We start from the raw sequence: 26,636 nt of genomic DNA, 5'->3' as shown, positions 1-26,636 counted from the left end.
ATGCCTCTTATCCTCGCTGGCGACACCATCGACACCGTGCTGAAGCAACCAGCACCCGGACTGGCGGAACGTCGCATCCTGCTCGGCCATGTACTTGGCCTGACGCGCGTCGCGCTCATTACCCGGTCCGAACAAGCGCTCACGCCTGCCCAGGCAGCCGGTGTCGCAGAGTTGTTTGCACGCCGCATTGCCGGCGAGCCCATTGCGTATCTGATTGGCTCGCGCGAATTTTACGGCTTGCGTTTCGAGGTCACGCCAGCGGTCCTGATCCCGCGCCCGGAGACCGAACTGCTGGTAGAGCTGGCGATCGATCGGCTGCCACGTCAGGGCCGCGTGCTCGACATGGGAACCGGTTCCGGAGCGATTGCCGTGGCGATCGCCAACAGTCGGCGCGACGCCGCTGTCAGTGCCGTCGATCTCAGCGACGCCGCACTGGCGGTAGCGCGTCGCAATGCGACCTGCCACGCGGTACAAGTGCACCTGCTACGCAGTGACTGGTATGCGGCACTGAGCGAACAACGTTTTGACATGATTGTCGCCAATCCGCCGTACATCGTCGCTGGTGATCATCACCTGAGCGAAGGCGATTTGCGCTTTGAGCCGGTCGATGCACTCACCGATCACTCCGATGGTTTAAGTGCGCTGCGCCACATCATCCGTGGCGCAGCAGCGTTCCTTGAGCCGGCTGGCTGGCTCCTGCTGGAACACGGTTACGACCAGGCTGCGGCGGTATGCGCACTGCTCGATACTGCGCAGTTCACCGAGGTACAAAGCTGGGCAGACCTGGCTGGCATCGCTCGCGTCAGCGGTGGCCGCCGGTGCAGCGTGACGTCATAGCTGTTTCGTGCAATCCTGATTCGTTCTCCATTCACCGCCTGATTTTCATTTCACTGTACACGCCATGCTGCCATCCATCGAACAACGCCTCGCCCTTGAACTCGTCGCCCGTCCGGCCCAAGTCGCCGCTGCCATCGCCCTGCTCGACGAAGGCGCGACCGTGCCGTTCATCGCACGATATCGCAAGGAAGTCACCGGCGGCCTCGACGACATCCAGTTGCGCCTGCTCGAAGAGCGTCTGCGCTATTTGCGCGAACTCGAGGCACGTCGCAGCGCCATCATCAGCGCCATCGAAGAACAGAACAAGATGACGCCAGCCTTGCTCGACATGATTCTGCATGCCGAAGACAAGACGCGCCTCGAAGACCTGTACTTGCCATTCAAGCTCAAGCGCCGCACCAAGGCGCAGATCGCGGCTGAAGCTGGCCTGACCGAACTGGCCGACGCACTGCTCGCCGACCCGCAACAGGATCCGGAAGTCGCGGCGGCAGCGTACCTGAAACCGCCATTCAGCACCGACAGCGGCGACAATCCGGGCGTCGCCGATACCAAGGCGGCACTTGACGGCGCACGCCAGATACTCATGGAGCGCTTTGCCGAAGACGCGACCTTGTTGCAGGCGCTGCGCGAATACCTGACCGAACACGGCATCGTCGAATCGAAAGTCATCGATGGCCAACAGGATGCCGGTGCCAAGTTTTCCGACTATTTTGATTACTCCGAAACGCTGGGCACGATCCCGTCACATCGGGCGCTGGCGCTGTTTCGTGGTCGACGCGAAGAGATGCTGACCATCGTGCTGCGTCTCGACACGGAAACGGAAAAGCCGAAATGGGATGCACCGCATAATCCCTGCGAAGGCCGCATCGCAGCACGCTTCGGCGTGCGCAATCAGGGCCGGCCCGCCGACAAATGGCTGGCCGACACGGTGCGCTGGGCGTGGCGCGTGAAAGTATTCATGCACCTGGAAACAGAACTGATGACCGGACTGCGCGAGCGCGCCGAGGTGGAGGCAATCAATGTCTTCGCACTCAACCTGAAGGCGCTGCTGCTGGCCGCACCTGCCGGACAGCACGCAACGATGGGACTCGATCCGGGTTTGCGCACGGGCGTCAAAGTCGCCGTCGTCGATGCCACCGGCAAGGTCGTCGATACCAGCACCATTTATCCGCACCAGCCTCGCAACGATTGGGATGGGTCGCTGCACACGCTGGCGCAACTGGCTGAAAAACATCAGGTCACACTGATTTCGATCGGCAACGGCACCGCCTCGCGCGAAACCGACAAACTCGCCCAGGACCTGATCAAGCTGCGGCCGGAATTGAAGATGACCAAGATTGTGGTCTCCGAAGCGGGCGCCTCGGTGTATTCGGCGTCGGAGTTTGCGTCACGCGAATTGCCGGACATGGATGTGTCGATCCGCGGTGCCGTCTCGATCGCGCGGCGCTTGCAGGACCCGTTGGCAGAGCTTGTCAAGATCGATCCGAAGTCGATCGGCGTCGGCCAGTACCAGCATGATGTCGGCCAGACGCAATTGGCGCGGTCACTTGATGCTGTAGTGGAGGATTGCGTCAATGCGGTCGGTGTCGATGTCAATACTGCGTCGGCACCGCTGCTGGCCCGCGTCTCGGGACTGAGCAGCAGCGTCGCACAAAGCATCGTCACCTACCGTGACCTGAAAGGCGCATTTACGTCGCGTGCCGCATTGCGCGACGTACCTCGGCTCGGTGACAAGACCTTCGAGCAGGCCGCCGGATTCTTGCGCGTCATGGGCAGCGACAATCCGCTTGACGCCTCGGCCGTGCATCCGGAATCGTATGCGCTGGTACAAAAAATTCTGGCCGATATCCAGAAAGACGTGAAAGCGCTCATCGGCGACGAGCGCTTGCTGAAGTCGCTCAATCCAGCCCGCTACGCCGATGACAAATTCGGTGTGCCGACGATCACCGATATCTTGAAGGAGCTCGAAAAACCGGGTCGCGACCCCCGTCCGGAATTCACCACGGCGACTTTCAAGGAGGGCGTTGAAGCGCTACGTGACTTGCGCCCTGACATGATCCTCGAAGGCGTGGTCACCAACGTCGCCGCCTTCGGTGCGTTCGTCGATATCGGCGTGCATCAGGACGGGTTAGTTCACATCTCTGCGCTATCGAACACCTTTGTCAAAGACCCGCATAGCGTCGTCAAGGCTGGCCAGGTGGTGCGCGTCAAAGTGCTGGAGGTCGATGAAAAACGCAAGCGCATCGCACTGACAATGCGACTGACCGACAGCGCACCGGTAGCCGGTGCCAAGGTGGAGCAACGTGCTGACCGCAATGATGCAAAACGGCTGACGCAACATCATCAGCAGCAACAGACCCGCACACCCGATGCCGGCAATGCGATGGCAGCGGCCTTTGCAAAACTCAAATCCTGATCAAGCAAGAGCAGCTGCTTTTTCCTATAATGACCAACCAAACTAGTGAGGTAAGCATGAGCGACGTAAAAACCTGGATTCAAGAGACCGTTACCCAAAACCCGGTCGTACTGTTCATGAAGGGCACTGCCCAATTTCCGCAATGCGGCTTTTCGGGGCGTGCGATTCAATTACTGAAATCGAGTGGCGTCGACAACCTCGTCACCATCAATGTGCTGGATGACGCCGAAGTTCGCCAGGGCATCAAGGACTATTCAAACTGGCCGACCGTTCCGCAGTTGTATATCAAAGGCGAGTTCGTCGGCGGCACAGACATCATGAACGAGATGTTTGAATCCGGCGAACTGCAAACTCTGCTCAAGGCCTGATGTGATGGAAGCAGCAGCGCCACGCCGCCTGATTATTGCCATCACCGGGGCTTCCGGATCGATCTACGGGGTGCGTCTGCTGCAGGTATTGCGCGAAGTCGGCGGCATCGAAACCCATCTGATGGTCTCCGAGTCCGGCGTACTGAACCTGCATCACGAACTCGACATGGACCGCAAACAGATCGGCGCACTGGCCGACGTGGTCCACAACGTCAGAGATGTCGGCGCTTCGATTGCCAGCGGATCGTTTCAGTCTGACGGAATGATCATTGCGCCCTGCTCGATGAAGACGCTGGCCTCGGTTGCCATGGGGATGTCGGATAACCTGATCACGCGCGCGGCCGATGTCGTTCTCAAGGAACGGCGGCGACTCATCCTGATGGTCCGCGAGACGCCATTCAATCTTGCCCACCTGCGCAACATGACCTCGGTCACTGAGATGGGTGGCATCATTTTCCCGCCACTGCCAGGGTTCTACCAGCGACCGGCGTCGATTGCAGAGATGGTTGACCACACGGTCGGACGCGTGCTCGACATGGTCAGTGTCAGCCATCAGATGACCCCCAGGTGGGGCGGCTTGAAAGCAGGAAATGGATAGTCAATATTGACTATCAACATGAAAAAAGCCCGTGATCGATAAAATCACGGGCTTTTTAAATGGTGCCGATTGCAGGACTTGAACCCGCCACCCCATGATTACAAATCATGTGCTCTACCAGATGAGCTAAATCGGCGAAACTGGAAAGTGCATATTGTACTTGATTACTTGATGCGTGTGAGCGTTGGACGACCACCTTTTTTTGGCGGCTGCGGCTGCGGGTCGTCTTCATTACCGCTGTTTTCCCCGGGCTCCTGCGATGCTTGAGGCACCGAGGTCAACGTCGGCGCAATGCTGGTCGGCTCCGTAACAAGCGCTGCCTCGCTGCTTGCTGATGCGCCACCTGCGTCACTATCCCGAGCTGGAAAACGGGACACTTCAAAAGCCATCCCTTGTCCATTTTCACGCGCATAGATCGCAATGATATTTTCAACAGGGACCGAAATGTCGCGAGATACCCCCCCAAAACGCGCACTGAAACGCACCAGATCGTTATCCATCTTCAGCGCACTAGTCGCATCGAAACTGATGTTCAATACGATCTCGCCATTTTTGACGAACTGCATTGGCACCTTGGTACTCGCGTCAACGAGAACTGCCAGATAGGGCGTATAGCCATTATCGGTACACCACTCGTAGATGGCGCGTAGCAGGTAGGGCTTGGTAGAAGATTCGGGCATGGGACTCTGCAAGTACCTATCAGGGGGTCGCTTGCCGCGCACTCGGAAAAATAACTTCCAGAGTGCGCGCAAGCGTGTTGGGATGAACGATTCGATCAGCGACGCATCACTTTTTCAGATGGCGTCAGCGCCTCGATATAGGCAGGACGGGAAAAAATCCGTTCGGCATATTTCATCAGCGGTGCGGCGGTCTTGGACAACTCGATACCATAGTGATCAAGACGCCAAAGTAGCGGTGCAACCGCAACGTCGAGCATCGAAAATTCATCGCCCAGCATGTACTTATTTTTCAGGAACAATGGTGCCAAGGTAGTCAGGCGATCGCGGATTTCCTGACGCGCTTTTTCCTGCAGCTTTTCAGCGCCTTTGGTCTTGTCATTTTCAAGCGCATGCACATGAACAAACAATTCTTTTTCAAAATTGAACAGCATCAGGCGTGCACGAGCGCGCATCAGCGGATCGGCCGGCATCAGTTGCGGATGCGGGAATCGTTCGTCGATATATTCATTGATGATATTCGACTCGTACAGAATCAGATCACGTTCGACCAGGATGGGTACCTGACCATAAGGATTCATCGTCGAGATGTCTTCCGGCTTGTTGAACAAGTCGACATCGCGCACTTCAAAATCCATGCCTTTTTCAAACAACACAAGGCGGCAGCGCTGGGAAAACGGGCAAGTAGTACCCGAGTAGAGAACCATCATTTTGTAGTTCCTTAGAAACAACGGGGTGAGACGATAACCGTCTCACCCCGACAAACCTGCCCGCAACGTGCGGGCCAGACAAATTACTTAACTTCTTTCCAGAAGGACGCATTCAGTCGCCAGGCGATGACGACAAACAGACTCATGAAAAGCAGAACGATGACTCCGAGGCGACGGCGCTGGTTTTGTGCCGGCTCACCCATCCAGCTCATGAAACCGACCAGGTCACCAATGGCCTGATCGTATTCGATCGTGGTCATTTTTCCTGGCTTGACCTGCGTATAGCCCGCGAACTTGTGCATGACCTTGGATTCGTCATGCGGATCTTTGACCTCGACGTATTTGGCTTCACGAATCCCTTGAAGTTCCCACAATACATGGGGCATCGCAGCATTCGGATACACCATATTGTTCCAGCCGGTCGGCCGACTTTCGTCCTTGTAGAACGTGCGCAGATAGGTGTACAGGTAGTCTGCCCCGGACCCCGCCTCGGAAGACTTTGCCCGTGACATCACTGACAGATCCGGAGGAACGACGCCAAACCATTCCTTGGAATCCTTTGGCATCATCGACACTTTCATCAGATCGCCTACCTTGTCTGAAGCGAACAGCAGATTGGTCTTGATTTGGTCTTCGCTCAGTCCAATATCACGCATCCTGTTGTAACGCATTGATGCTGCTGCATGACAATTCAAACAATAGTTAACGAACAGTTTGGCGCCATGTTGCAACGAGGTCAGATCAGTAGCATGGTCAGGTGCGCGGTCAAGTTTGGCAGCGCCTTCGTTCGCCAGAGCCAGTGCGGGCACGAATGCCAGCACCATTATCAATTTTTTAAACAGTTTCATTCTTGATCCCTTGGCGAATTAATGCGGATGAAACGTGACACGTTTCGGCACGGGCTTGAATTTTCCGGCTGCACTCCACCAAGGCATCAGAAGGAAGAAGCCAAAGTAAATGAATGTGCAGATCTGCGAGACCAGCGTACGACCATCAGTCGGAGGCAATACACCCAAATAGCCGAGAACCAGGAATGAAATACCGAAGACGACATAGACGTACTTGTGCCAGGTTGGGCGATAACGGATAGACCTGACTTCGGAATGATCCAGCCATGGCATGCCGGCCAGAATCAATACCGAAGCACCCATCAGCACCACACCAAAAAACTTCGCGTCAAGCACGAACATCGAAGCAATCGCCACCAGTCCGATAACCGCCGATGCCATCTTGGCCAAACCGGACAGGCGCGACTTCAGGATCAGTAGCGCGACGTAGGCTGCTACGGCCACCATCATTGCGTACAGGAATTGCGACGTCGTTGCCCGCAGCACAGAGTAGAACGGCGTGAAGTACCACACCGGCGCAATGTGCGGAGGCGTCTTCAGCGAATCAGCAGGCAGGAAGTTGTTGTACTCGAGAAAGTAGCCACCCATTTCTGGGGCAAAGAAAATCACTGCACTGAAAATCGTCAGAAAGATCGTCACACCGTACAAGTCATGAACCGAGTAGTAAGGATGCGATGGAATCGCGTCCAGCGGATGGCCGTCAGGACCCAATGTGTCCTTGACGTCGATACCGTCAGGATTGTTCGAGCCGACTTCATGCAGCGCGATCAGGTGAGACACTACCAGGCCCAGCAGTACAAGCGGAATAGCAATCACGTGGAAAGCAAAGAACCGGTTCAAGGTCGCATCGGACACAACGTAGTCGCCACGAATCCACAGCGACAAGTCAGGACCAATGAAGGGGATCGCACCGAACAGGTTGACGATTACCTGAGCGCCCCAGTAGGACATCTGGCCCCATGGCAGCAAGTAGCCAAAGAACGCTTCACCCATCAGGCACAGAAAGATCGCGACGCCAAACAGCCAGATCAGCTCACGCGGCTTGCGGTACGAACCGTATAGCAGCGCACGGGTCATGTGCAGATAAATAATGATGAAAAACGCCGACGCTCCGGTCGAGTGCATGTAGCGCACCAGCCAGCCCCACGGCACGTCACGCATGATGTATTCGACAGAAGCGAATGCCAGCGTGGCGTCCGGCTTGTAGTGCATGACCAGAAAGATACCAGTCACGATCTGCATCACCAGCACCAGCATCGCCAGCGAGCCGAAGATGTAGAACCAGTTGAAGTTTTTAGGAGCGTAGTACTGGCCCCATTGATCGTTCCAGAGTTTGGTCAACGGGAAGCGCGAATCGACCCAATTCAGGGCCTTGTCTGCCATCGGCGCGTTGGCCGGCAGTTTTTTTTCGTGAAACGCCATGATTACGCCTCGCCTTTCTCGTCTTTGCCAATGACTATCTTGCCGTCGCCAAGAAACATGTGACGTGGCACCTGAAGATTGTCAGGCGCGGGTTTGTTCTTGTAGACGCGACCGGCGAGGTCGAATGTCGAACCGTGGCATGGGCAGAGGAATCCGCCGTGCCAGTCGTCCGGCAACGATGGCTGTGGTCCTGTCTGGAACTTGGTGCCTGGCGAACATCCCAGATGCGAGCAAATTCCGACAGCGACCAGGATTTCCGGTTTGATCGAACGGAATTCATTGCGCGCGTATTCCGGCGTCAGCTCATCCTTGTTGCGCTCGGAATTTGGATCGGCCAACTCTGCATCGGTTTTCGTGTCTTTCAGCGAGGCCATCATCTCGGGCGTGCGCTTGAGAATCCATACAGGCTTGCCGCGCCACTCCACGGTCCTCATTTCGCCAGGCGCAAGGCCTGCAATATCGACTTCCACCGATGCCCCGGCGGCTTTTGCCCGCTCGGACGGTGCGAAAGTAGACACAAGCGCTCCCGCTGTTGCCAACCCTGCTACCCCGCCTGCCGCGCACGTCGCGACGAGCAAACCACGTCGACCGGAATCGACCTGTTTTTCGTTACTCATACCAACCCCAATCAGTCAAAATGCGAATTCCGTTCGAAACTGCTAGCAGTCGCGGATTATATCGGAGGCGACACGCCTTTTAAAGCGTTTACGTATTCCTGACAGTATTTTAATGAAGTTTTTCAATGGAACATTTTGAATGGCGACTTGATTTTTAGTTTTCACGACAAACAACTGGGCACCAAAGAGGGTTCAAAGAGGGTCGATAACGTGGGTTTAATCCATCACACGCCCGCCATGCAATGCCCGCATAGCGCAGACCAGGCGGCACCGGTACAATCGAAAACTTGGTAACAATCCGATCGGGGAGCACATGGGGATGCTGCAGGAATTTAAAACTTTCGCCGTCAAGGGTAACGTCATGGACCTCGCCGTCGGTGTCATTATTGGCGCTGCATTCGGCAAGATTGTTGATTCCATCGTCCAAGACGTGATCATGCCAGTCGTCAGCACCATTTTTGGCGGCCTTGATTTTTCCAACTATTACGTGCCATTGAATGGTCAGGGAATGCAGTTATCATTGATCGAAGCTAAAAAAGCAGGTGCCGTACTCGCCTACGGGAGTTTTCTGACCGTGCTGATTAATTTCGTGATTCTGGCGTTTATTATTTTCCAGATGGTCCGACTAGTTAATGCAGCCAGGCACAAGCAACCTGAGCCCGCGCCAGCACGATCAGTGACACCGGAAGACGTCCTCTTGCTGCGAGAAATCCGCGACGCATTACGCAAATGACCAACGCAAGTTTCACTTGATTGCTTCGATTCACACTAATTTTTCAATTACCAATTATCACTATTTATGCGACGTCTCTGGCTTCTGTTTGCTCAAACCGCTACCGTGGCACTTGCTCTCTGGTTTATCGTCGCGGTCCTCAAACCCGACTGGCTCAATAACCTGCCAGGCACTTCGCATCAAGAGCGACTGGGATCGTCCACCGTCGCGGTGCAGGTGGCACCCGCCAATACACTACCTGCGACACAAGGCTCGTATCGTGATGCCGCGCGCCTGGCCATGCCCTCCGTTGTCAACATTTATACGACCAAAGGCGCAAGACAGGCTCGCAATCCGATGCTTGACGATCCGTTCTTCAAGAAATTTTTTGGCGAGCGGCCGGAGCTCGATGAAAAACAGGTGAGCCTTGGCTCGGGTGTCGTCATCAGCTCGCAAGGCTATATCCTGACCAACAATCATGTCGTTGAAGCGGCAGATGAAATTGAAGTTGCCTTTGCCGACGGACGCAAAGCCGTCGCCAAAGTGGTCGGCGCAGACCCTGAAACCGACCTTGCCGTTGTCAAGGTCGCACTACAAAACCTGCCGGCAATCACGCTCGGCCACATCGAACAATCGATGGTCGGTGATGTGGTGCTTGCCATAGGCAACCCGTTCGGTGTCGGCCAGACAGTAACGATGGGCATTATTTCGGCGCTCGGCCGCAATCACCTGAACATCAACACGTTTGAAAATTTCATCCAGACCGATGCAGCCATCAATCCTGGCAATTCAGGGGGCGCATTGATCGATACGAATGGCAATCTGCTCGGCATCAATACCGCCATTTATTCGCGCAGCGGTGGCTCGCTTGGCATCGGTTTTGCCATTCCGGTGAGTACCGCCAAAATGGTGATGGAGTCGATCATCAATACCGGCTCGGTCGTGCGAGGCTGGATAGGTGTCGAGCCACAGGACATAACGCTGGAACTGGCCGAGAGCTTTGGGCTTAACCGCAAATCCGGAGCCATCATTGCAGGGGTTCAACGCAATGGACCAGCCGACCGGGCGGGCATGCGACCTGGCGATATTCTCCTGGCAGTCGAGGGCAAGCCCGTCACCGACACCACCGAAATGCTCAATCTGATCGCGCAACTCACCCCCGGCAAGAAGGCGAAGATGACGGTACAACGAAAACTTCAAGAGACCACGCTGGATGTCACCATCGGCAAGCGACCAAAGCAGCAACAACGACCGATAGACAGCGAGTAAGCCGAATGCATCTGCGCGACCTGACGCAATTTCTTGCCGAGCTTTCCGAGAATAACAACCGTGCCTGGTTCGTCATGAACAAACCGCGCTATGACATCCTGCGCGCCGAATTTCTTGAACTGGTCACAGGACTGATTGCGACGATGGCGCGCTTTGATCCGCTGGTAGCGGATTGCAATCCCAAAAAAGCGCTCTTCCGCATTAATCGCGACATGCGCTTCTCGCACGTCAAGATTCCCTACAAGACAACGTTTTCAGCCGCCATCATTCCAAATGGAATGAAGAAGCCTAGCGAGGGTGGCGGGCCGTCGTACTATTTCCAGATTGACGCAGCAGGCAACTTGCTCGTGGCCGGCGGCGAGTACATGCCACCAGCCGATCGTTTGCGACGGATTCGACAGCATGTGATCGCCGATCCGGGTGGTCTTGCAAAGGTATTGAAGAAAAAGAGTTTCGATGCACGCTACGGCGGATTGCAGCAAGAGGGCAAGCTGACACGCCCACCCAAAGGCTTTGATGCGGACGAGCCACAAATCGAAACGATCAAGCTGAAGAATTTCATAGCCTGGAGCGCGACCAGCCTGAAGGACACCACACCGATGACGCTGGAGAACGACATTGCCAGCGCCTTCAGTGATGTGCAGCCACTGATTGAGTGGCTGCGTCAGGCTTAGGCTTCCGGTACGTCCTCGGGAGCCTTGGTCATACGGGTAAACATTGGTGCGACCAGCAAACCCACTTCATACAGAACACACAGCGGCACCGCCAGCAAGAGCTGACTCATGATATCCGGCGGTGTCACGACAGCCGCAAGCACGAAGGCTCCGACGATCACGTACGGACGAACCTCGCGTAACTTCTCGACCGAGACAATGCCCATTCGCACCAGCACGATCACAACGATCGGCACTTCAAACGTCAATCCGAATGCGATGAACATCGTCATCACAAAACCGAAATAGGCATCGATATCCGGCGCGACGGAAATCGACTTCGGCGCAAAGTTGTTGACGAATTTAAATACGACACTGAACACCAAAAAATAGCAGAATGCCACGCCAGTCACGAACAGCACAGAAGACGACACGACTAGCGGGGCGATCAGTTTTTTCTCGTGGGAATACAGGCCGGGAGCAACAAAAGCCCATAGCTGATAAAGCACCCACGGCAACGCAATCATGAACGCCACCAGCAAGGTCACCTTGACAGGGATCAGGAACGGCGTAATGACACCGGTGGCGATCATGTGACTGCCTTCCGGCAATGCCACCATCATCGGATAGGCCAGCAAATCGTAGATTTGGCCAGCCCACGGCATGAGGCACAAGAACACGACGACCACGGCAATCGAGGCCTTGAGGATGCGATTGCGCAGTTCGATCAGATGCGAAATGAAGGTGTCTTGCACCCCCTCCGACAGAATGTCTGGTTTCATGATGAGGTGCCGGAAACAGGGAATTTCAAAAAGGGATAATCACGGCAGCGCAGGACGGTCATCACAGGAAAAAACCGTTTCCTGATGAACCGGACGGTCGGTATCTGGCAACCCGTGCCGCACCGGAAATGACGTGTGACTTATGGCCATTCTGATGCTTGTACCAGCTTGGCAGAGCCGAATTGCGTGCCAGTTTTTTCTTGCGGAAAAGCTTTGCTTTCACGGCTACCTGATCAGGTGTCGGCGTATCGCTCAAGGCGTTTTCTTCGTAGGCATTGCCGGACCAGGCCGATTGCATCGAACTCTCGACCTCGTTCATGCTCTTCGAGATACTTTGACCGACGTCACTGGCGGCTTCCTGCACATCTTTGTGCATCTTGCGCAGTTCGTCGAGCTCAATCTCACGACTGACTTCGGTTTTGACTTGCAAAATATAGCGCTGCGCGCGGCCGTACAAAGTACCGGCCATGCGGGCGACACGCGGCAGCTTTTCCGGGCCGATCACGACCAGGGCGACAACGCCTATCAAGGCAATCTTGGTGAGACCGAGATCTATCATGTGGGGGGAGTCAGAGTGAACCGGACGGACTGGAATATCCAGCCAGGACCGCATTAGCTCTTCGTCTTCTCTTTCGCATCAACGTCAATGGTGGCCTTGTCGTCCGACTTGGCGGTGGTTGTCTTGCCAGCCTCGGTTTCTTCGTCGCCCTTGACGCCGTCCTTGAAACCCTTGACGGCCTTGCCAAGGTCGGAGCCCATGCTGCCAATTTTCTTGGTGCCAAAAACCAGCATCACGATAACCAGAACGATTAACCAATGCCAGATACTGAATGAACCCATGACAATTACTCCTTGCGTATGCAAACGTACTACGATGATTGAATGGTTGGATTAGGACTGGCGACTACCCGCGCCAAGGATGCGGACCACCAATCACATGAAGGTGCAAATGGTACACCTCCTGACCGCCATCCGGGCCGGTGTTAAAAAGAGTCTTGAAACCGCCGCTGGCAACGCCTTGAGCATCGACCACATAATTGCAGCCCTGCTCTGCAGCCAGCCTGGGCGCAAGCAGCATCATCTTGCCAAGCAAGAAGGCATGATGTTCGGTGCAATCGGCGAGGGTAGCAATATGTTCCTTCGGTACGATCAGAAAATGGACCGGTGCCGCTGGATGGATATCGAGGAAAGCCACCACGTCGTCGTCCTCGTAAATCGCGGTGGACGGAATCTGTTTCGCGGCGATCTTACAGAAAAGACAGGCACTCATGCGGTTGCTCCGAAAAGGAATGGATAGTTACTGACCAGTACGACGATGTCCCGCTCAATGGCAGACTAGTCGCCATTTATCTCGCGCTCGATCAATTTGCGGTTGGCTTTTTCCTCGATCCCGGACAAGCCTTCGCGACGCGCCAGTTCATCGAGCACTTGCTGAGGCGTCAGGTTGAACTGCGCCAGCATGATCAGCGAATGGAACCACAGGTCCGCGCATTCATAAATCACCTTGCTGGTGTCGCCATCCACCCGTGCGTCCTTGGCTGCCATCACGGTCTCGGTCGCTTCTTCGCCGATTTTTTTCAGGATCGCGTCGTCGCCTTTTGAAAACAAACGGGACACGTACGAGTTTGCCGGGTCGCCACCATTAGCCAGTTTGCGGCTTTCAATGACGGTAGCCAGTCTTTGCAATGTAGTGCTCATGAGATCTTGTTGCGATAGTCGGGGAACCATCGCAACCTGTGCCTTGTATGAAAGAGAGGGATAACAGCGCAGTCAGGCTGCGCCACCGGTTATTTGTAGATACTGGCGGGGTCCACTAGCACCGGGTCAACGCTGACCCATTCGCCATCGCCGACCGACCCTTCAAACTTCTGAAAGAAACACGAGTGCCGGCCCGTATGACAAGCGATATTGCCAGTTTGTTCCACTTTCAGCAGAACGACATCCTCATCACAATCGAGGCGAATATCGTGCACCTTTTGCGTGTGCCCGGACTCTTCGCCCTTGTGCCACAACTTCTTGCGCGATCGACTCCAGTACACCGCTTCGCCGAGTTCGACCGTACGCTCAAGCGCATCGCGATTCATCCAGGCGAACATCAGGACATCATTGGAGCCCAGCTCCTGAGCGATCACCGGAACCAGACCGTATTCGTCCCACTTGACCTTGTTGAGCCACTTCACCTTGATACTCATGTCAATCTCACCGCTATCTGTTGGGCCGCCATGAACTGCTTGGCTTCGGCAATCGTGTGGTGGCCGTAATGAAAAATACTTGCTGCCAACACGGCATCGGCTTTGCCGATCCGAACACCATCGGCAAGGTCCTGCAAACCACCGACACCACCAGAGGCAATGACCGGAATACTAACCGCATCGGATACCGCCGCGGTTAACGCCAGATCAAAGCCGCTGCGCGTACCGTCGCGATCCATGCTGGTCAGCAGCAATTCGCCGGCGCCGAACGCGGCCATTTTTTTCGCCCATTCGATCACGTCCAGTCCGGTCGCCTTGCGCCCGCCATGGGTAAAGACTTCCCACTTGCCCTCGCCGGAACGCTTCGCGTCAATTGCCACGACGATGCATTGCGATCCGTGTTTTTGCGCTGCGTCAAAGACCAGTTGCGGATTGCTGATCGCTGACGAATTAATGCTGACCTTGTCGGCACCGGCATTGAGCAAGCGTCGCACGTCTTCAACCACGCGCACACCGCCACCGACCGTCAACGGAATGAAGACGGTGGAGGCAACGGCTTCGATGATGTGCAAAATCAGGTCGCGTCCGTCCGAGGTGGCCGTGATATCCAGAAAAGTGATCTCGTCGGCACCTTGCTCGTCATAGCGGCGGGCGATTTCTACCGGGTCACCGGCGTCGCGCAGCTCAAGAAAGTTGATACCCTTGACGACCCGACCTGCCGTCACATCGAGACAGGGAATGATCCGTTTTGCCAGTGTCATGGGGTATCGGGGATGGTTTGATCCAGATCGGCAGTGAGCGTATCGGCACGCTCTTGTGCCGAGCGCAAATCCAGCGTGCCTTCATAAATCGACCGTCCGCAAATAACGCCTTCGATGCCTTCAAACTGCACTGCACACAGCGCCTCGACATCCTTGACGTTATGCACGCCACCGGATGCGATGACCGGGATCGTCATGCTTTGCGCCAGCTTGACGGTGGCTTCCATGTTGATGCCGCCCATCATGCCATCGCGGCCGATGTCGGTATAGACGATGGCTTCACAACCGTAGTCTTCAAACTTTCGGGCCAGGTCGATGACTTCGTGGCCGGTCAGTTTGCTCCAGCCATCGGTGGCGACCTTGCCGTCACGGGCATCCAGGCCGACGATGATCTGGCCCGGAAAGGCGCTGCAGGCATCCTGAAGAAAGCCCGGACTCTTGACTGCAGCAGTTCCGATGATGATGTAACTCAAGCCATCATCAAGATAGCGTTCGATGGTATCGAGGTCGCGGATACCGCCGCCGAGCTGGATCGGGATTTCATCGATGCCGTTGGCTTCGGCAAACTCGCGTACTGCCTTGACGATGGCCTTGACGGCGCTTTCATTTTTTGGCTTGCCGGCGAACGCACCATTAAGGTCGACCAGATGCAGGCGACGCGCGCCCTGCTCAAGCCAGTGACGCGCCATCGCGCCCGGGTCTTCGGAAAATACGGTGGCCTGATCCATGTCACCTTGTTTAAGGCGAACACAATGACCGTCTTTGAGATCGATAGCGGGAATGAGCAACATGGCTGTTGATTAAGTAAATAAAAATGTAAATGACAAGCGATCGGGTCGACCGCGCTCAGGGATTCCAGTGCACAAAATTCTTGTAGAGCTGCAAACCGGCCGACGCACTTTTCTCGGGGTGGAACTGGGTGGCGAAAATATTATCACGCGCAACCGCGCAGGCAAAAGGTGCTCCGTACAAGCTTTCACCAGCGACATGGGACGCATCGGCAGGTTGAGCGTAATAACTGTGAACGAAGTAAAAATAACTCTGGTCGGGAATCCCCTCCCAAAGAGGATGAATCGCCGTTTGACGTACTCGGTTCCATCCCATCTGCGGCACTTTGAAACGCGAGCCGTCTTCCTGCAACTGGCCATCCAGCTGAAACTTGACAACTTTTCCGGGCAGCAGGCCAAGACCTGGCGTATCCCCTTCTTCGCTCCAGTCGAACAGCAATTGCTCTCCGACACAGACCCCGAGCAGTGGCTTGCTGCGCACTGCCTCAAGCAGCGCATCCTGCAGGCCGGATTCGCGCAGGCTGCGCATGCAATCCGGTATAGCGCCCTGCCCCGGCAAGACCAGCCGGTCTGCCGTAACGATGTCCTGCACGTCACCTGAAATGCGCACATCGGCATCCGGTGCCACCTGGCGCAAGGCTTGCGCTACCGAGCGCAAATTCCCCATGCCGTAATCGACTACTACAATTTTGTTCATGCTTGAAGGTCTGACATCAATAAAAAAACGGACGAATTACAGCGAGCCTTTGGTCGACGGAATCGTACCGGCCGAGCGCGGATCCCGTTCGGCTGCCATGCGCAATGCGCGACCAAACGCCTTGAACACGGTCTCGCATTGATGATGGGCATTGTCACCGCGCAGGTTATCGATGTGCAGCGTGACCAGTGCGTGGTTGACGAAACCCTGGAAAAATTCATGAACGAGGTCGACATCGAACGCGCCAATCATCGAACGGGTGAACGGCACATTGAATTCGAGGCCCGGTCGGCCAGAGCAATCGATCACCACGCGCGACAAGGCTTCGTCGAGCGGCACATAAGCATGACCGTAACGCCGCACGCCCTTCTTGTCGCCAATGGCCAGCGCAAACGCCTGGCCGATCGTGATGCCGATATCTTCGACAGTATGATGCGCATCAATATGCAGGTCACCGTCGCATTCGACATCAAGATCAAACAGGCCGTGGCGAGCGATCTGATCCATCATGTGATCGAGAAACGGCACGCCCGATTTCAGGTTTTGACGCCCGGTGCCATCGAGGTTGATCGTGACGCGGATCTTGGTCTCGTTGGTGTTGCGGGTGACAGCGGCGATGCGCTGGATTTCAGGTGCGGTTGACATTATTCGGTCCAGATGATGATGAAAGGGATGCGGTAAATGCAGCGAGAAATGCGGCGTTTTCTTCCGGTGTGCTGACGGTAATCCGCAGACAATCTTCCAGCAGAGAATGCATTTTACCCACATTTTTAATCAGTACTTTGCGCGCCAGCAGATCGGCAAAAACGTCATCGCCGGTTTTGCCACAGCCACGAATCCGGATCAGCAGGAAATTCGCTGCTGACGGAAAGACTTCGACGCCTGGCAACGCGGCCAGCGCAGCACTGAGTACACTGCGTTGCTCGCGCAAAATCGCCGCCTGCGCGTCCAGCATGTCGGTATGTTCGAGTACGAATTCCGCTGCAGCTTGCGTCAGCACGTTGATGTTGTAAGGCGGACGCACCTTGTCGAATTCTGCCAGCAACGCCGCGCTACCGGACATGTAGCCAAGGCGAATGCCAGCGAGTCCGAGCTTCGAGACGGTGCGCATGACAATCAGATTATCGAACTCGGCCAGACGCGGCATGAAGCTCGTCGGCGCGAATGGCTGATAGGCTTCATCGACGATGACCACACCGCTGTCGCCCACCGCATGCAGGATGGTGACGATGTCAGCGCTGTCGAATAGCGTGCCGGTCGGATTGTTCGGATAGGCCAGATATGTGATCGCGGGCCGGTGCTGCGCGATCGCCGCGAGCATCGCCGGCAAGTCCAGCGTGAGGTCGGCTTGCAGTGGCACGCCGACAAATTCCATTCCGGCAAAGCGCGCCGACATCGCATACATCACGAAGCCAGGCAGCGGTGCCAGCACTTTCGCACCGGGCCGCGCACAGGCGACCGAGACCATCGCGATCAGTTCATCCGATCCATTGCCGAGCACCACATCGAAACCGGCCGGCACGCCGAAGCGTTCGCACAGTCCGGCCTTGAGCCTGGTGTAGCTGGGCACCGGATAGCGGTTCATTGCAACATCAGCCAGTCGCGCTCCGAGTTCTGCGCGCAGCTCGGCTGACAGCTGGTACGGATTTTCCATCGCATCGAGTTTCAGGAAGCCTTCCGCATCCTGCACGTGATAGGCCGACAGCGCACGCACTTCGGGGCGGATGATGTTTTCGATTAACGACATGATGGGATATCCGTAAGCAAGGTAAAAATCAGGCCGCGTCTTGCGCGTCCGTGTCGAGTTGTGCCAGCCGCTGCGCAATCATCGCGCAATAATCGGCATTGAGTTCAAAGCCGACAAACTGGCGACCACAGCGTTTGGCCGCGGCCGCCGTGGTACCGCTGCCCATGAACGGATCGAGCACAATGCCCCCCGGAGGACACGATGCCTTGACCATGCGCTCGACAATTTCGAGCGGCTTCTGGGTCGGATGATCGGCGCGTTCGCGGTGTTCGCGGTGCAAGCGCGAGACGCTCCAGACATCCTTCGGGTTGTAGCCGAGCTCCAGCCATTTCGCACCGACGAAGATCGAACGTGACCGGGCTTTTTTGGTCACGGCGTCGTACGGAATCCGGATCGCATCGAGGTCGAAGTAGTAATCCTTGCTGTTGGCGAAGAAGCCGATCGTGTCGTGCACCGATGAATACTTGCGAACGGTACCGCCCATTGACGGCACCCGTCTGTCCCAGACAATTTCATTGACCATCGTCATGCGCTGTTTCAGCAGCACGAAAATTTCCGGCGAATAGCGCCAGGTCAAAAAAATGTACAGGCTGCCGTTGGGCTTGAGCTTGGGCAGAGCGGCATCGATCCAGCATTGCATCCACGCCAGATACTCGGCCGTGGCCAGCTTGTCAGAATCGTTGCCGTAATCCTTGCCCAGCCCGTAAGGCGGATCGGCCAGAATCAGGTCGATCGCGCCATCAGGAATCCGTGCCAATCCCGCCAGCGCGTCTTCACAGAAGACCTGATTGTGCCAGTCAGCCACGCCACGGTCCGGCATTTATCGCAAGCGCATTTCTGCCGAGCGGGCATGCGCCTGCAAGCCTTCGCCATAGGCCAGCTCGGCGGCGATCTTGCCCAGCGTGATGGCACCGGCGGCACTGACGTGAATGATCGACGAGCGCTTCTGGAAGTCATACACACCGAGCGGCGACGAGAACCGTGCCGTGCGCGAGGTCGGCAGCACATGATTCGGACCGGCGCAATAATCGCCCAGCGCTTCGGAAGAAAAACGGCCAAGAAACATCGCGCCCGCATGACGAATCTGATCTGCCCAGTGCTGTGGTTCGGCAGCAGAAATCTCCAGATGCTCGGCTGCGATCCGGTTGGCGATCTCGCAGGCTTCTTCCATGCTACGCACCTTGATCAGCGCGCCGCGGTTCGTCAGCGACGTGGCGATGGTTGCCTTGCGCGGCATCTCTTCGATGAGCCGGTTGATGCTGGCTTCAACCGCCAGCAGATAGGCCGCATCCGGACACAGCAAAATCGATTGCGCCAGTTCGTCATGTTCGGCTTGCGAGAACAGGTCCATCGCGATCCAGTCGGGATCGGTGCTGCCGTCGCAAATCACGAGGATCTCGGACGGGCCGGCAATCATGTCGATGCCGACGATGCCAAACACGCGGCGCTTGGCCGCAGCCACATAGGCATTGCCGGGACCGACGATCTTGTCGACTTGCGGGATAGTCGCGGTGCCATAAGCCAGCGCACCGACTGCTTGCGCACCGCCGATCGTGAAGACGCGATCGACACCGGCAATCGCCGCAGCGGCCAGCACCAGCTGGTTCTTGACGCCCGCCGGTGTCGGCACGACCATGATGACTTCGGCCACACCAGCCACCTTGGCCGGGATCGCGTTCATCAGGACCGATGACGGATAGGCCGCCTTGCCACCCGGGACGTAGATACCGACGCGGTCGAGCGGTGTGACTTTCTGGCCCAGCACGGTGCCATCGGCCTCGGTGTACGTGAAGCCGGCAGAGCCGCATTCGGCTTTCTGACGTTCGTGATAACTGCGCACGCGGTCGGCGGCCTGCTGCAATGCGTCGCGTCGCACTGGCGACAGATTGTTCAGCGCGGCGTGCAATTGGGCTTGCGGGATTTCGAGCGCACCGACGCTGTCAGCGTCCACCTGATCGAATTGATGGGTGAACTCCAGCACGGCGTCATCGCCTCGCCGTTTGACTTTGGCCAGGATGGTCGCGGCCGCGTGGTCGATGGCGGCATCGTCACTGGCATCGAATGCCAGCACGGCGTCGAGCCGAGCCAGAAAATCGGGTTCGGTGGAATCAAGTTTGCGGATCTGGATTGTCATGGTTTGCCTGTTTGTGCCTGTTCTTACGTGTTGCGTACCTGTTGTGTACCTGTCTCAAGCGGGCGCCGAGTTAAATCCGGGAAGCTTTTTCAAAGGCTTCAAGGATCGGTTGCAAACGCTCGCGCTTGAGTTTCAATGCGGCCTGGTTGACCACCAGCCGCGCCGAGATTTCCATGATGTGTTCGACTTCGACGAGATTATTGGCGCGCAGCGTATTGCCGGTGCTGACCATGTCGACGATGGCGTCCGACAACCCCACCAGCGGTGCCAGCTCCATCGAACCGTACAGCTTGATCAGGTCGACGTGCACGCCCTTCGAGGCGAAATGCTCGCGCGCTGTCTGCACGTATTTGGTGGCGACGCGCAGGCGCGCACCGTGGCGCACGGCGGTCGCGTAGTCGAACCCGTCCTGCACCGCAACCGACATCCGGCAATTGGCAATATTGAGATCGATCGGCTGATACAGGCCTTCGCCGCCATGTTCCTGCAAGACATCCTTGCCGGCCACGCCGAAATCGGCAGCGCCATATTGCACGTAGGTCGGCACGTCCGACGCGCGCACGATGATGACGCGCACATACGGATTATTGGTCGCCAGGATCAGCTTGCGCGATGTTTCCGGGTCTTCGGTCACCATGATGCCGGCCGCTTCGAGCAACGGGATCGTTTCATCGAAGATGCGCCCTTTTGACAAGGCCAGGGTCAGTTGCTGTTCGATGGGGATATTCATTTGACTCGCTCGATCTGTGCGCCGACTGCCGACAATTTGACTTCCATGCGGTCGTAACCGCGGTCCAGGTGATAAATCCGTTCGATCAGGGTCTGGCCCTGCGCGGCAAGACCGGCAATGACCAGCGACGCCGACGCACGCAGATCGGTCGCCATGACCGGTGCGCCAACAAATTTATCGACGCCCTTGATGATGGCGATGTTGCCTTCGATATCAATCGCTGCGCCGAGCCGGTTCATTTCCTGAACGTGCATGAAGCGGTTCTCAAAGATGGTTTCGGTGACGTGACTGGTGCCTTCCGCAATACAGTTGAGCGCCATGAACTGCGCCTGCATGTCCGTCGGAAAGCCCGGATATTCGGTCGTGCGAAAGCTGATCGCTTTCGGCCGTGCCGCCATCTGAACGCGAATCCAGTCGGGGCCAGACGTCAGGATCACGCCGGCTTCGCGCAACTTGTCGAGCGCCACATCGAGGATGTCACTGCGGGTATTTTTCAGGATCACGTCGCCACCAGTCGCCGCCACCGCGCACAGGAACGTGCCGGTCTCGATGCGGTCGGCAATGACGGTATGCTCGGCACCATGCAAGCTGGCGACGCCCTGGATGACGAGGCGATCGGTGCCAATGCCGTCGATCTTCGCGCCCATCGCCACCAGCAAGTGCGCAAGGTCGGCGACTTCCGGTTCGCGGGCGGCATTTTCGAGGATGGTTTCTCCTTCAGCCAGCGTGGCGGCCATCAGCAGATTTTCGGTGCCGGTGACGGTGATCATGTCGGTGACGATGCGCGTGCCCTTGAGCTTTTTGGCGCGGGCATGGATGTAGCCGGCTTCGATCGTGATCTCGGCACCCATCGCTTGCAAACCCTTGATGTGCTGGTCGACCGGTCGCGAACCAATTGCGCATCCGCCTGGCAGCGAGACCTTGGCTTCACCGAAACGGGCCAGCAACGGACCGAGGACAAGGATCGAAGCGCGCATGGTTTTCACCATGTCATACGGCGCTTCGAGCTTGTCGATGGCGGCACCATTGAGCATGACCTGGCTGCCTTCCTGCTCGGCACGCAAGCCCATCTGCCGCAGCAGCTTGAGCATGGTCGTGACATCCTGCAGTTGCGGCACGTTCGACAAGTGCACGCTGTCTGCTGTCAGCAACCCGGCACACAGGATAGGCAGCGCAGCATTCTTGGCACCCGAAATGTGGATCTCGCCGGACAGCCGCTGCCCGCCCGTGATGAGAAGTTTATCCATTCGTGGCGAACTCCTCGGGCGTCAGGGTCTTCATCGACAATGCGTGGATTTCTTCACGCATGCGGTCGCCGAGCGCGGCATAGACAATCTGATGGCGCTGGATCAGACGCTTGCCGGCAAACGCCTCGGACACGATGACGGCCTTGAAATGCTGGCCATCGCCTTCGACTTCAACGTGACTGCAAGCGAGGCCGGCAGCGATATAACTCTTGACGAGTTCTGGAGTAGGAAACATGGTGATATCTTTAAAAAAACGTGTTCAGTGACGAAGCTTGTAACCGCTCTTGAGCATACCGACGGCAATCACGGCCAGCAACAGCGTGAAGGCACCGACAATCGACAGACTCAGTAGGGGATTGACGTCGGACTGGCCGAAAAAGCCGAACCGGAAACCGTCAATCATGTAGAAAAACGGGTTGAAATGCGAGACTGTCTGCCACATCGGCGGTAACGAATGAATCGAGTAAAACACGCCGGACAAGAAGGTAGCCGGCATGATGACAAAATTCTGGAAGGCTGCCAGCTGGTCAAATTTTTCTGCCCAGATACCGGCGATCAAGCCCATCGTGCCCAGCATGAACGCACCCAGCAAGGCGAAAATCAGGATCCACCACGGTGCCACGAACGACAGTTTCGCAAACCATGCAGTGACCACGAAGACACCGGCACCGACGCCGAAACCGCGTACCACGGACGCCAGCACATAGGCATTGAACAACTCCCAGTGCGACAGCGGCGGCAACATCACGAACACCAGATTGCCGGTGATCTTTGACTGGATCAGCGATGACGAGGTATTGGCGAACGCATTTTGCAGAATGCTCATCATCACCAGACCGGGGATCAGGAACGCGGTGTAGCCCACACCCGGATAAACTTCGACCCGGCCTTCCAGCACGTGGCCAAAAATCACCAGGTACAGCATGGCAGTGACAATAGGCGCGGTCAGCGTTTGCGTCGCGACCTTCCAGAAGCGCAGTACTTCCTTGTAGAACAGGGTCTGAAAACCGATCATTGGTCACCGTCCATAATTTGCAAAAATACGTCTTCGAGGTCGGCTTGCTTGAGCTGCATGTCTTCGATGACGACCCCGCCTTCACGCAAGCGTGCCAGGATCGGTTCGACATCGTTGTAGCCGGTCACGCGTAACGTGAACTGATTGCCTGAGCGGAGCTGCTCCGGATTGGTGACCAGTGGCTTGAGACTGTCCGGCAGCAGGCCGCTGGCCAGACGCACCACTAGTTGTGAACCGGAGATGCGCTTGATCAGATTGGCCGTCGAATCCAGCGCAACCACCTTGCCGGCCTTGAGCATCGCCACCCGATTGCACAGTGCCTGTGCTTCCTCGAGATAGTGCGTGGTCAGCACGACGGTGTGCCCTTCGCGGTTTAGGCGGGCAACAAACTTCCACAAGGTCTGGCGCAGTTCGACATCGACGCCGGCGGTCGGTTCGTCGAGCACGATCACAGGCGGCTTGTGCACCAGCGCCTGCGCGACCAGCACACGACGCTTCATGCCACCCGACAGCGCACGCATGTTGGTATCGGCTTTGTTGGTCAGATCGAGGTGATGCATGATTTCGTCGATCCACTTGTCATTGTTCTTCAGACCGAAATAGCCGGACTGCATGCGCAAGGTTTCGCGCACTGAAAAGAATGGATCGAATACCAATTCCTGCGGCACCACACCAAGGCGCGCGCGTGCCGCCCGGTAATCGGTCACCACATCATGGCCTTCGACCGTGACGGTACCGGAATCAGGCCGGCTCAGACCGGCGATGATCGAGATCAGTGTGGTCTTGCCGGCACCGTTCGGGCCGAGCAGGCCAAAGAATTCACCCTGCTCGATCGACAGCGATACGCGGTCGAGCGCACGCAGCGACTGAAAGCTTTTTTCTACATTGGTAATCTGGATGGCGGCCATGGGGGCGGTTGCGCAATTCTTGGAAGTAATCCGGATGTCATCCGGAAGTGAGCAAAATACAGAAATTCGGGGTCGTCCGATGCTGGAAGAACGCCTTCGATTATAGGGGATTTCCGATCACGGAATTTACCTGCCGAACCGTGAAATCAGTGATGTGGCAAGTCAGCGCGGGGGACTTGCAACAGCTCGGCGACACCGTACAAGGTCGCTAGGCTGGTCAGACTGGCAGGCGGATTGGTAAAGTGCAGCAGCGCAGAACGCTCATGTGCCGCGCGTTGCCAGCCCAACAGGACCGCCACGGCACTTGAATCGACGCGACCGACTTGCGCCAGATCGATGACCTGCTGCCCAGTCGCGATCGCACGCAAGCCGGTGTCAAGGACACCTTTCGCGGTGTCAAAGGTCATCGATTGGGCAGGGGCAAACATCATGGACAATCAGCTTGACGACTTGGCGGCGAGCGACTTGTTCTTGTCGGTCAGCGCCTTGATCAGGCCATCGACACCGCCACGGCTAATCTCGGCTGCAAACGTACTTTTGTACGTTTCAACCAGCCAGGCACCCAGCACATTGACGTCATAGATGCGCCAGCCAGCCTCCGTTTTTTCGAGCCGGTAGTTGAGTTGAAGCGGCTCTCCACGTGATTGCAACACCCGCGAACGCACCTCGACGTCGACATCAGCGGGCATCGAACGCATCGGCAGGAACTCGACTTTCTGGTCGCGCACTTGCGAGATGGCACCCGAATAGGTGTAGACCAGCAAGCTACGGAATTGTGTCGTCAGCGCCTGTTGCTGTTCGGGTGTGGCGTTGCGCCAGAAGCGCCCTGCTGCCAGTGCAGTCATCTTCTTGAAATCGACAGACGGCAGGATTTTTTCTTCGACGACTTGCAGCACGCGCTGCTGGCTGCCATTTTGAATCGCCTTGTCAGCCTTGGCAATATCAAGTACTTCCTGACTGATGCGCTTGACCAGCGCTTCCGGTGCCTCGACTTCGGCGGCAACGACATGGCCGGAAAATGACAACACACCGAGTGTGACGACTGCAGCAAACAACTGTTTAAAATTTTTCATGGTTTTCCATTTCTATAACTGGGGCCTGAACTCAAGTCCGGGCTTACTCGGTCTTGTCAGCCAAACGTACGGACGGTGCCTCCGCTGACACCGGCGCTTGTGGTAGTGCGGTAACAGGTACCGTCACACCATCAGCTTCAGATGAGGTCGCCGAGCGCTCGTTCAAGTACGAATCGTCGACGCTCGACTTGCGCCCCTTGCCTTTGGGTACATCGCCGTCATACACCCGGCTCTGACGACGCTGCATATAGGCATCACGAACGAATTCATAACGATCCAGTGCGGCATCTTCGATCAGGCTGGAGGCATCGAGCACACTGGCGCGCAAGTCGACCAATCGCACCGCTGTTCCCATGTTGCGCACATTGACCGGATCCTTGTAGGTCCACGGATCACCAACGATGTCGAGCGGCGTCGCTGCCGTGTCACGCAACGTCGACGAGCCGAACAACGGCAGAACAACGTACGGTCCCGACGATACGCCCCAGCGACCAAGGGTCTGACCAAAATCTTCACGATGCTTTTGCAAGCCGGCTTCCGAACTGATGTCGAGCAGGCCACCCAATCCGAGCGTGCTGTTGACGGCGACACGCATGAAATCGTTCAGGCCATCTTCTACTTTTCCCTGCAACAAATTATTGACTGCGGTCCAGACATCGCCGAGGTTACCGAAAAAATTGCCCACGCCAGTCTGCACGAACTGTGGCAATACATTCCTGTATGCAGTAGCAGCCGGCTTGATCGCCACACGGTCCAGGCCGTCGTTGAAGCTGAACATGGCACGGTTGTAACCCTCAAACGGATCCTGAGGATTTCGGGAGGTGGCACAACCGGACATGGCAACAGCCAGCACCAGCATCGAGACGCGTTTTACAACAGGGTTCATTTGGTTTGATCCTTTCCGTCGGCTGCCTTGCTGAACAAGAACTGAGTGATCAGATTCTCGAGAACCAGGGCCGATTGTGTCATTTTTATGTTGTCACCGGCAGCGAGCACATTCGTATCGCCGCCTGGTTCAAGGCCTATGTACTGCTCTCCCAGCAAACCCGAAGTCAGGATTTTTGCCGAGCTATCTTTTGGAAATTTGTACCGTGCTTCCATGTCAATACTGACCGATGCCTGGAAACGATTATCGTCAAACGAAATATTGGCAACACGACCCACCACCACACCGGCACTCTTGACAGGCGCACGCGCCTTGAGCCCGCCGATATTATCGAAGCGCATCGTGACCGGATACGTTTGTGCGAACGACAGCGAGCTCAGGTTGCCAGCCTTCATCGCCAAAAAAAACAACGCTGCCGCACCCAGCAGCACAAACAGGCCTACCCATAGATCCAGTGATTTTCGTTGCATGAGCCTGTACCTTAACTAGTGATTAATTGCGCGTTGCATTGCGCGTGATTTAATTGTGCGTCCATTTATCGACCAGCCC

The 26,636-nt window shown here is 56.5% G+C and carries 34 protein-coding genes and 1 tRNA gene; 7 read left to right on the top strand and 28 right to left on the bottom strand.

What is annotated here, in order from left to right; all coding sequences use genetic code 11:
* From prmC to QN370_RS08345, 4 genes are all read left to right on the top strand, one after another.
* The gene (gene prmC / locus QN370_RS08360) at positions 1-837 is read left to right on the top strand and encodes a peptide chain release factor N(5)-glutamine methyltransferase (protein WP_322126131.1); all 837 of its coding nucleotides are present in this window, start codon (positions 1-3) and stop codon (positions 835-837) included.
* Positions 838-901: 64 nt separating this feature from the next.
* The gene (locus QN370_RS08355; protein WP_322126130.1) at positions 902-3,253 is read left to right on the top strand and encodes a Tex family protein; all 2,352 of its coding nucleotides are present in this window, start codon (positions 902-904) and stop codon (positions 3,251-3,253) included.
* Positions 3,254-3,309: 56 nt separating this feature from the next.
* Positions 3,310-3,621, top strand: a complete 312-nt coding sequence (grxD, locus tag QN370_RS08350) for a Grx4 family monothiol glutaredoxin (RefSeq protein WP_322126129.1) — start codon at positions 3,310-3,312, stop codon at positions 3,619-3,621.
* Between the two features lie 4 nt (positions 3,622-3,625).
* Complete coding sequence (locus QN370_RS08345; protein ID WP_322126128.1) at positions 3,626-4,219, top strand: UbiX family flavin prenyltransferase; 594 nt, start codon at positions 3,626-3,628, stop codon at positions 4,217-4,219.
* 60 nt (positions 4,220-4,279) lie between these two features.
* Here the strand turns inward: QN370_RS08345 and QN370_RS08340 are convergent.
* The 6 genes from QN370_RS08340 to petA all read right to left on the bottom strand — a co-directional run bounded on the left by QN370_RS08340 (position 4,280) and on the right by petA (position 8,493).
* A tRNA-Thr gene (locus QN370_RS08340) sits at positions 4,280-4,355 on the bottom strand.
* 28 nt (positions 4,356-4,383) lie between these two features.
* The gene (locus QN370_RS08335) at positions 4,384-4,899 is read right to left on the bottom strand and encodes a ClpXP protease specificity-enhancing factor (RefSeq protein ID WP_322126127.1); all 516 of its coding nucleotides are present in this window, start codon (positions 4,897-4,899) and stop codon (positions 4,384-4,386) included.
* A gap of 95 nt (positions 4,900-4,994) precedes the next feature.
* Positions 4,995-5,606, bottom strand: a complete 612-nt coding sequence (locus QN370_RS08330; protein ID WP_322126126.1) for a glutathione S-transferase N-terminal domain-containing protein — start codon at positions 5,604-5,606, stop codon at positions 4,995-4,997.
* An 83-nt stretch (positions 5,607-5,689) separates the two neighbouring features.
* Positions 5,690-6,454: a cytochrome c1 gene (locus QN370_RS08325; protein WP_322126125.1), complete on the bottom strand. Its 765-nt coding sequence runs from the start codon at positions 6,452-6,454 to the stop codon at positions 5,690-5,692.
* An 18-nt stretch (positions 6,455-6,472) separates the two neighbouring features.
* Complete coding sequence (locus tag QN370_RS08320) at positions 6,473-7,879, bottom strand: cytochrome bc complex cytochrome b subunit (RefSeq protein WP_322127189.1); 1,407 nt, start codon at positions 7,877-7,879, stop codon at positions 6,473-6,475.
* Positions 7,879-8,493: a ubiquinol-cytochrome c reductase iron-sulfur subunit gene (petA, locus tag QN370_RS08315; RefSeq protein WP_322126124.1), complete on the bottom strand. Its 615-nt coding sequence runs from the start codon at positions 8,491-8,493 to the stop codon at positions 7,879-7,881. Before petA ends, QN370_RS08320 begins: the two co-directional genes overlap by 1 nt.
* A 313-nt stretch (positions 8,494-8,806) precedes the next feature.
* Between petA and mscL the strand changes: the two genes are divergently transcribed.
* The 3 genes from mscL to QN370_RS08300 all read left to right on the top strand — a co-directional run bounded on the left by mscL (position 8,807) and on the right by QN370_RS08300 (position 11,148).
* A complete protein-coding gene (gene mscL, locus QN370_RS08310) occupies positions 8,807-9,226 on the top strand; it encodes a large conductance mechanosensitive channel protein MscL (RefSeq protein WP_322126123.1) in 420 nt (139 codons plus the stop codon).
* Between the two features lie 66 nt (positions 9,227-9,292).
* The gene (locus QN370_RS08305; protein WP_322126122.1) at positions 9,293-10,474 is read left to right on the top strand and encodes a trypsin-like peptidase domain-containing protein; all 1,182 of its coding nucleotides are present in this window, start codon (positions 9,293-9,295) and stop codon (positions 10,472-10,474) included.
* 5 nt (positions 10,475-10,479) lie between these two features.
* A complete protein-coding gene (locus QN370_RS08300; protein WP_322126121.1) occupies positions 10,480-11,148 on the top strand; it encodes a DUF2461 domain-containing protein in 669 nt (222 codons plus the stop codon).
* On the opposite strand, the gene tatC is transcribed toward QN370_RS08300, so the two are convergent.
* The 22 genes from tatC to mlaD all read right to left on the bottom strand — a co-directional run bounded on the left by tatC (position 11,145) and on the right by mlaD (position 26,557).
* Positions 11,145-11,909 (bottom strand): twin-arginine translocase subunit TatC, encoded by a 765-nt coding sequence (gene tatC / locus QN370_RS08295; RefSeq protein ID WP_322126120.1) that lies wholly within the window; start codon positions 11,907-11,909, stop codon positions 11,145-11,147. The genes QN370_RS08300 and tatC overlap by 4 nt on opposite strands.
* A 61-nt stretch (positions 11,910-11,970) precedes the next feature.
* On the bottom strand, positions 11,971-12,468 hold the full coding sequence (gene tatB / locus QN370_RS08290; RefSeq protein WP_322126119.1) for a Sec-independent protein translocase protein TatB: 498 nt from the start codon (positions 12,466-12,468) through the stop codon (positions 11,971-11,973).
* 53 nt (positions 12,469-12,521) lie between these two features.
* Entirely contained in the window at positions 12,522-12,749 is a 228-nt protein-coding gene (gene tatA / locus QN370_RS08285) for a Sec-independent protein translocase subunit TatA (protein ID WP_322126118.1), read from the bottom strand.
* A gap of 64 nt (positions 12,750-12,813) precedes the next feature.
* Positions 12,814-13,179 (bottom strand): histidine triad nucleotide-binding protein, encoded by a 366-nt coding sequence (locus tag QN370_RS08280; protein WP_322126117.1) that lies wholly within the window; start codon positions 13,177-13,179, stop codon positions 12,814-12,816.
* Between the two features lie 65 nt (positions 13,180-13,244).
* Positions 13,245-13,607, bottom strand: coding sequence for a phosphoribosyl-ATP diphosphatase (locus tag QN370_RS08275; RefSeq protein ID WP_322126116.1), 363 nt, complete (start codon positions 13,605-13,607; stop codon positions 13,245-13,247).
* Positions 13,608-13,696: 89 nt separating this feature from the next.
* On the bottom strand, positions 13,697-14,101 hold the full coding sequence (gene hisI / locus QN370_RS08270; protein ID WP_322126115.1) for a phosphoribosyl-AMP cyclohydrolase: 405 nt from the start codon (positions 14,099-14,101) through the stop codon (positions 13,697-13,699).
* Positions 14,098-14,862 carry an imidazole glycerol phosphate synthase subunit HisF gene (gene hisF, locus QN370_RS08265; protein WP_322126114.1) on the bottom strand — a complete coding sequence of 255 codons (765 nt, stop codon included), beginning with the start codon at positions 14,860-14,862 and terminating at the stop codon, positions 14,098-14,100. The genes hisI and hisF overlap by 4 nt, the downstream gene beginning before the upstream one ends.
* A complete protein-coding gene (hisA, locus tag QN370_RS08260; RefSeq protein WP_322126113.1) occupies positions 14,859-15,653 on the bottom strand; it encodes a 1-(5-phosphoribosyl)-5-[(5-phosphoribosylamino)methylideneamino]imidazole-4-carboxamide isomerase in 795 nt (264 codons plus the stop codon). The genes hisF and hisA overlap by 4 nt, the downstream gene beginning before the upstream one ends.
* 55 nt (positions 15,654-15,708) lie before the next feature.
* Entirely contained in the window at positions 15,709-16,347 is a 639-nt protein-coding gene (gene hisH / locus QN370_RS08255; RefSeq protein WP_322126112.1) for an imidazole glycerol phosphate synthase subunit HisH, read from the bottom strand.
* Positions 16,348-16,383: 36 nt separating this feature from the next.
* Entirely contained in the window at positions 16,384-16,992 is a 609-nt protein-coding gene (gene hisB, locus QN370_RS08250) for an imidazoleglycerol-phosphate dehydratase HisB (protein ID WP_322126111.1), read from the bottom strand.
* Positions 16,976-18,094 (bottom strand): histidinol-phosphate transaminase, encoded by a 1,119-nt coding sequence (gene hisC / locus QN370_RS08245; protein ID WP_322126110.1) that lies wholly within the window; start codon positions 18,092-18,094, stop codon positions 16,976-16,978. Before hisC ends, hisB begins: the two co-directional genes overlap by 17 nt.
* Positions 18,095-18,122: 28 nt before the next feature.
* Complete coding sequence (locus QN370_RS08240) at positions 18,123-18,914, bottom strand: site-specific DNA-methyltransferase (protein WP_322126109.1); 792 nt, start codon at positions 18,912-18,914, stop codon at positions 18,123-18,125.
* Positions 18,915-20,228, bottom strand: coding sequence for a histidinol dehydrogenase (gene hisD, locus QN370_RS08235; protein ID WP_322126108.1), 1,314 nt, complete (start codon positions 20,226-20,228; stop codon positions 18,915-18,917).
* Between the two features lie 70 nt (positions 20,229-20,298).
* Positions 20,299-20,946 (bottom strand): ATP phosphoribosyltransferase, encoded by a 648-nt coding sequence (gene hisG / locus QN370_RS08230; RefSeq protein ID WP_322127188.1) that lies wholly within the window; start codon positions 20,944-20,946, stop codon positions 20,299-20,301.
* A gap of 8 nt (positions 20,947-20,954) precedes the next feature.
* Positions 20,955-22,205 carry a UDP-N-acetylglucosamine 1-carboxyvinyltransferase gene (gene murA / locus QN370_RS08225; RefSeq protein ID WP_322126107.1) on the bottom strand — a complete coding sequence of 417 codons (1,251 nt, stop codon included), beginning with the start codon at positions 22,203-22,205 and terminating at the stop codon, positions 20,955-20,957.
* On the bottom strand, positions 22,198-22,440 hold the full coding sequence (locus QN370_RS08220) for a BolA family protein (RefSeq protein WP_322126106.1): 243 nt from the start codon (positions 22,438-22,440) through the stop codon (positions 22,198-22,200). The genes murA and QN370_RS08220 overlap by 8 nt, the downstream gene beginning before the upstream one ends.
* 24 nt (positions 22,441-22,464) lie before the next feature.
* Positions 22,465-23,220 (bottom strand): ABC transporter permease, encoded by a 756-nt coding sequence (locus QN370_RS08215; protein ID WP_322126105.1) that lies wholly within the window; start codon positions 23,218-23,220, stop codon positions 22,465-22,467.
* Positions 23,217-24,128 (bottom strand): ABC transporter ATP-binding protein, encoded by a 912-nt coding sequence (locus tag QN370_RS08210; protein WP_322126104.1) that lies wholly within the window; start codon positions 24,126-24,128, stop codon positions 23,217-23,219. Before QN370_RS08210 ends, QN370_RS08215 begins: the two co-directional genes overlap by 4 nt.
* 146 nt (positions 24,129-24,274) lie before the next feature.
* Positions 24,275-24,559 (bottom strand): STAS domain-containing protein, encoded by a 285-nt coding sequence (locus QN370_RS08205; RefSeq protein WP_416172106.1) that lies wholly within the window; start codon positions 24,557-24,559, stop codon positions 24,275-24,277.
* A 6-nt stretch (positions 24,560-24,565) separates the two neighbouring features.
* A complete protein-coding gene (locus QN370_RS08200; protein ID WP_322126103.1) occupies positions 24,566-25,201 on the bottom strand; it encodes an ABC transporter substrate-binding protein in 636 nt (211 codons plus the stop codon).
* Positions 25,202-25,244: 43 nt separating this feature from the next.
* Positions 25,245-26,087, bottom strand: coding sequence for a VacJ family lipoprotein (locus QN370_RS08195; RefSeq protein WP_322126102.1), 843 nt, complete (start codon positions 26,085-26,087; stop codon positions 25,245-25,247).
* A complete protein-coding gene (gene mlaD, locus QN370_RS08190; protein ID WP_322126101.1) occupies positions 26,084-26,557 on the bottom strand; it encodes an outer membrane lipid asymmetry maintenance protein MlaD in 474 nt (157 codons plus the stop codon). Before mlaD ends, QN370_RS08195 begins: the two co-directional genes overlap by 4 nt.
* Positions 26,558-26,636: the final 79 nt, after the last annotated feature.

This window comes from Actimicrobium sp. CCI2.3 (assembly GCF_035019065.1).
GTDB lineage: Bacteria > Pseudomonadota > Gammaproteobacteria > Burkholderiales > Burkholderiaceae_D > Actimicrobium.
Note: the sequence above shows the minus strand (reverse complement) of the source record. Positions and strands in the feature narration are given on the sequence as shown.

What these genes read in the sequence shown, in the direction of transcription:
- QN370_RS08355 (WP_322126130.1), top strand. Translation starts at nt 902, where the DNA reads ATGCTGCCATCCATCGAACAACGCCTCGCCCTTGAACTCGTCGCCCGT.
- QN370_RS08275 (WP_322126116.1), bottom strand. Translation starts at nt 13,607, where the DNA reads ATGAGCACTACATTGCAAAGACTGGCTACCGTCATTGAAAGCCGCAAA.
- QN370_RS08335 (WP_322126127.1), bottom strand. Translation starts at nt 4,899, where the DNA reads ATGCCCGAATCTTCTACCAAGCCCTACCTGCTACGCGCCATCTACGAG.
- QN370_RS08240 (WP_322126109.1), bottom strand. Translation starts at nt 18,914, where the DNA reads ATGCCGGACCGTGGCGTGGCTGACTGGCACAATCAGGTCTTCTGTGAA.
- hisA (WP_322126113.1), bottom strand. Translation starts at nt 15,653, where the DNA reads ATGTTGCTCATTCCCGCTATCGATCTCAAAGACGGTCATTGTGTTCGC.
- grxD (WP_322126129.1), top strand. Translation starts at nt 3,310, where the DNA reads ATGAGCGACGTAAAAACCTGGATTCAAGAGACCGTTACCCAAAACCCG.
- QN370_RS08280 (WP_322126117.1), bottom strand. Translation starts at nt 13,179, where the DNA reads ATGAGTGCCTGTCTTTTCTGTAAGATCGCCGCGAAACAGATTCCGTCC.
- hisI (WP_322126115.1), bottom strand. Translation starts at nt 14,101, where the DNA reads ATGAGTATCAAGGTGAAGTGGCTCAACAAGGTCAAGTGGGACGAATAC.
- hisF (WP_322126114.1), bottom strand. Translation starts at nt 14,862, where the DNA reads ATGACACTGGCAAAACGGATCATTCCCTGTCTCGATGTGACGGCAGGT.
- petA (WP_322126124.1), bottom strand. Translation starts at nt 8,493, where the DNA reads ATGAGTAACGAAAAACAGGTCGATTCCGGTCGACGTGGTTTGCTCGTC.
- hisC (WP_322126110.1), bottom strand. Translation starts at nt 18,094, where the DNA reads ATGTCGTTAATCGAAAACATCATCCGCCCCGAAGTGCGTGCGCTGTCG.
- QN370_RS08205 (WP_416172106.1), bottom strand. Translation starts at nt 24,559, where the DNA reads ATGATGTTTGCCCCTGCCCAATCGATGACCTTTGACACCGCGAAAGGT.
- QN370_RS08195 (WP_322126102.1), bottom strand. Translation starts at nt 26,087, where the DNA reads ATGAACCCTGTTGTAAAACGCGTCTCGATGCTGGTGCTGGCTGTTGCC.
- QN370_RS08305 (WP_322126122.1), top strand. Translation starts at nt 9,293, where the DNA reads ATGCGACGTCTCTGGCTTCTGTTTGCTCAAACCGCTACCGTGGCACTT.
- murA (WP_322126107.1), bottom strand. Translation starts at nt 22,205, where the DNA reads ATGGATAAACTTCTCATCACGGGCGGGCAGCGGCTGTCCGGCGAGATC.
- QN370_RS08345 (WP_322126128.1), top strand. Translation starts at nt 3,626, where the DNA reads ATGGAAGCAGCAGCGCCACGCCGCCTGATTATTGCCATCACCGGGGCT.
- QN370_RS08200 (WP_322126103.1), bottom strand. Translation starts at nt 25,201, where the DNA reads ATGAAAAATTTTAAACAGTTGTTTGCTGCAGTCGTCACACTCGGTGTG.
- tatA (WP_322126118.1), bottom strand. Translation starts at nt 12,749, where the DNA reads ATGGGTTCATTCAGTATCTGGCATTGGTTAATCGTTCTGGTTATCGTG.
- tatC (WP_322126120.1), bottom strand. Translation starts at nt 11,909, where the DNA reads ATGAAACCAGACATTCTGTCGGAGGGGGTGCAAGACACCTTCATTTCG.
- mlaD (WP_322126101.1), bottom strand. Translation starts at nt 26,557, where the DNA reads ATGCAACGAAAATCACTGGATCTATGGGTAGGCCTGTTTGTGCTGCTG.
- tatB (WP_322126119.1), bottom strand. Translation starts at nt 12,468, where the DNA reads ATGATAGATCTCGGTCTCACCAAGATTGCCTTGATAGGCGTTGTCGCC.
- hisD (WP_322126108.1), bottom strand. Translation starts at nt 20,228, where the DNA reads ATGACAATCCAGATCCGCAAACTTGATTCCACCGAACCCGATTTTCTG.
- QN370_RS08325 (WP_322126125.1), bottom strand. Translation starts at nt 6,454, where the DNA reads ATGAAACTGTTTAAAAAATTGATAATGGTGCTGGCATTCGTGCCCGCA.
- QN370_RS08215 (WP_322126105.1), bottom strand. Translation starts at nt 23,220, where the DNA reads ATGATCGGTTTTCAGACCCTGTTCTACAAGGAAGTACTGCGCTTCTGG.
- hisH (WP_322126112.1), bottom strand. Translation starts at nt 16,347, where the DNA reads ATGAACAAAATTGTAGTAGTCGATTACGGCATGGGGAATTTGCGCTCG.
- QN370_RS08330 (WP_322126126.1), bottom strand. Translation starts at nt 5,606, where the DNA reads ATGATGGTTCTCTACTCGGGTACTACTTGCCCGTTTTCCCAGCGCTGC.
- QN370_RS08220 (WP_322126106.1), bottom strand. Translation starts at nt 22,440, where the DNA reads ATGTTTCCTACTCCAGAACTCGTCAAGAGTTATATCGCTGCCGGCCTC.
- QN370_RS08210 (WP_322126104.1), bottom strand. Translation starts at nt 24,128, where the DNA reads ATGGCCGCCATCCAGATTACCAATGTAGAAAAAAGCTTTCAGTCGCTG.
- mscL (WP_322126123.1), top strand. Translation starts at nt 8,807, where the DNA reads ATGGGGATGCTGCAGGAATTTAAAACTTTCGCCGTCAAGGGTAACGTC.
- hisB (WP_322126111.1), bottom strand. Translation starts at nt 16,992, where the DNA reads ATGTCAACCGCACCTGAAATCCAGCGCATCGCCGCTGTCACCCGCAAC.
- QN370_RS08300 (WP_322126121.1), top strand. Translation starts at nt 10,480, where the DNA reads ATGCATCTGCGCGACCTGACGCAATTTCTTGCCGAGCTTTCCGAGAAT.
- prmC (WP_322126131.1), top strand. Translation starts at nt 1, where the DNA reads ATGCCTCTTATCCTCGCTGGCGACACCATCGACACCGTGCTGAAGCAA.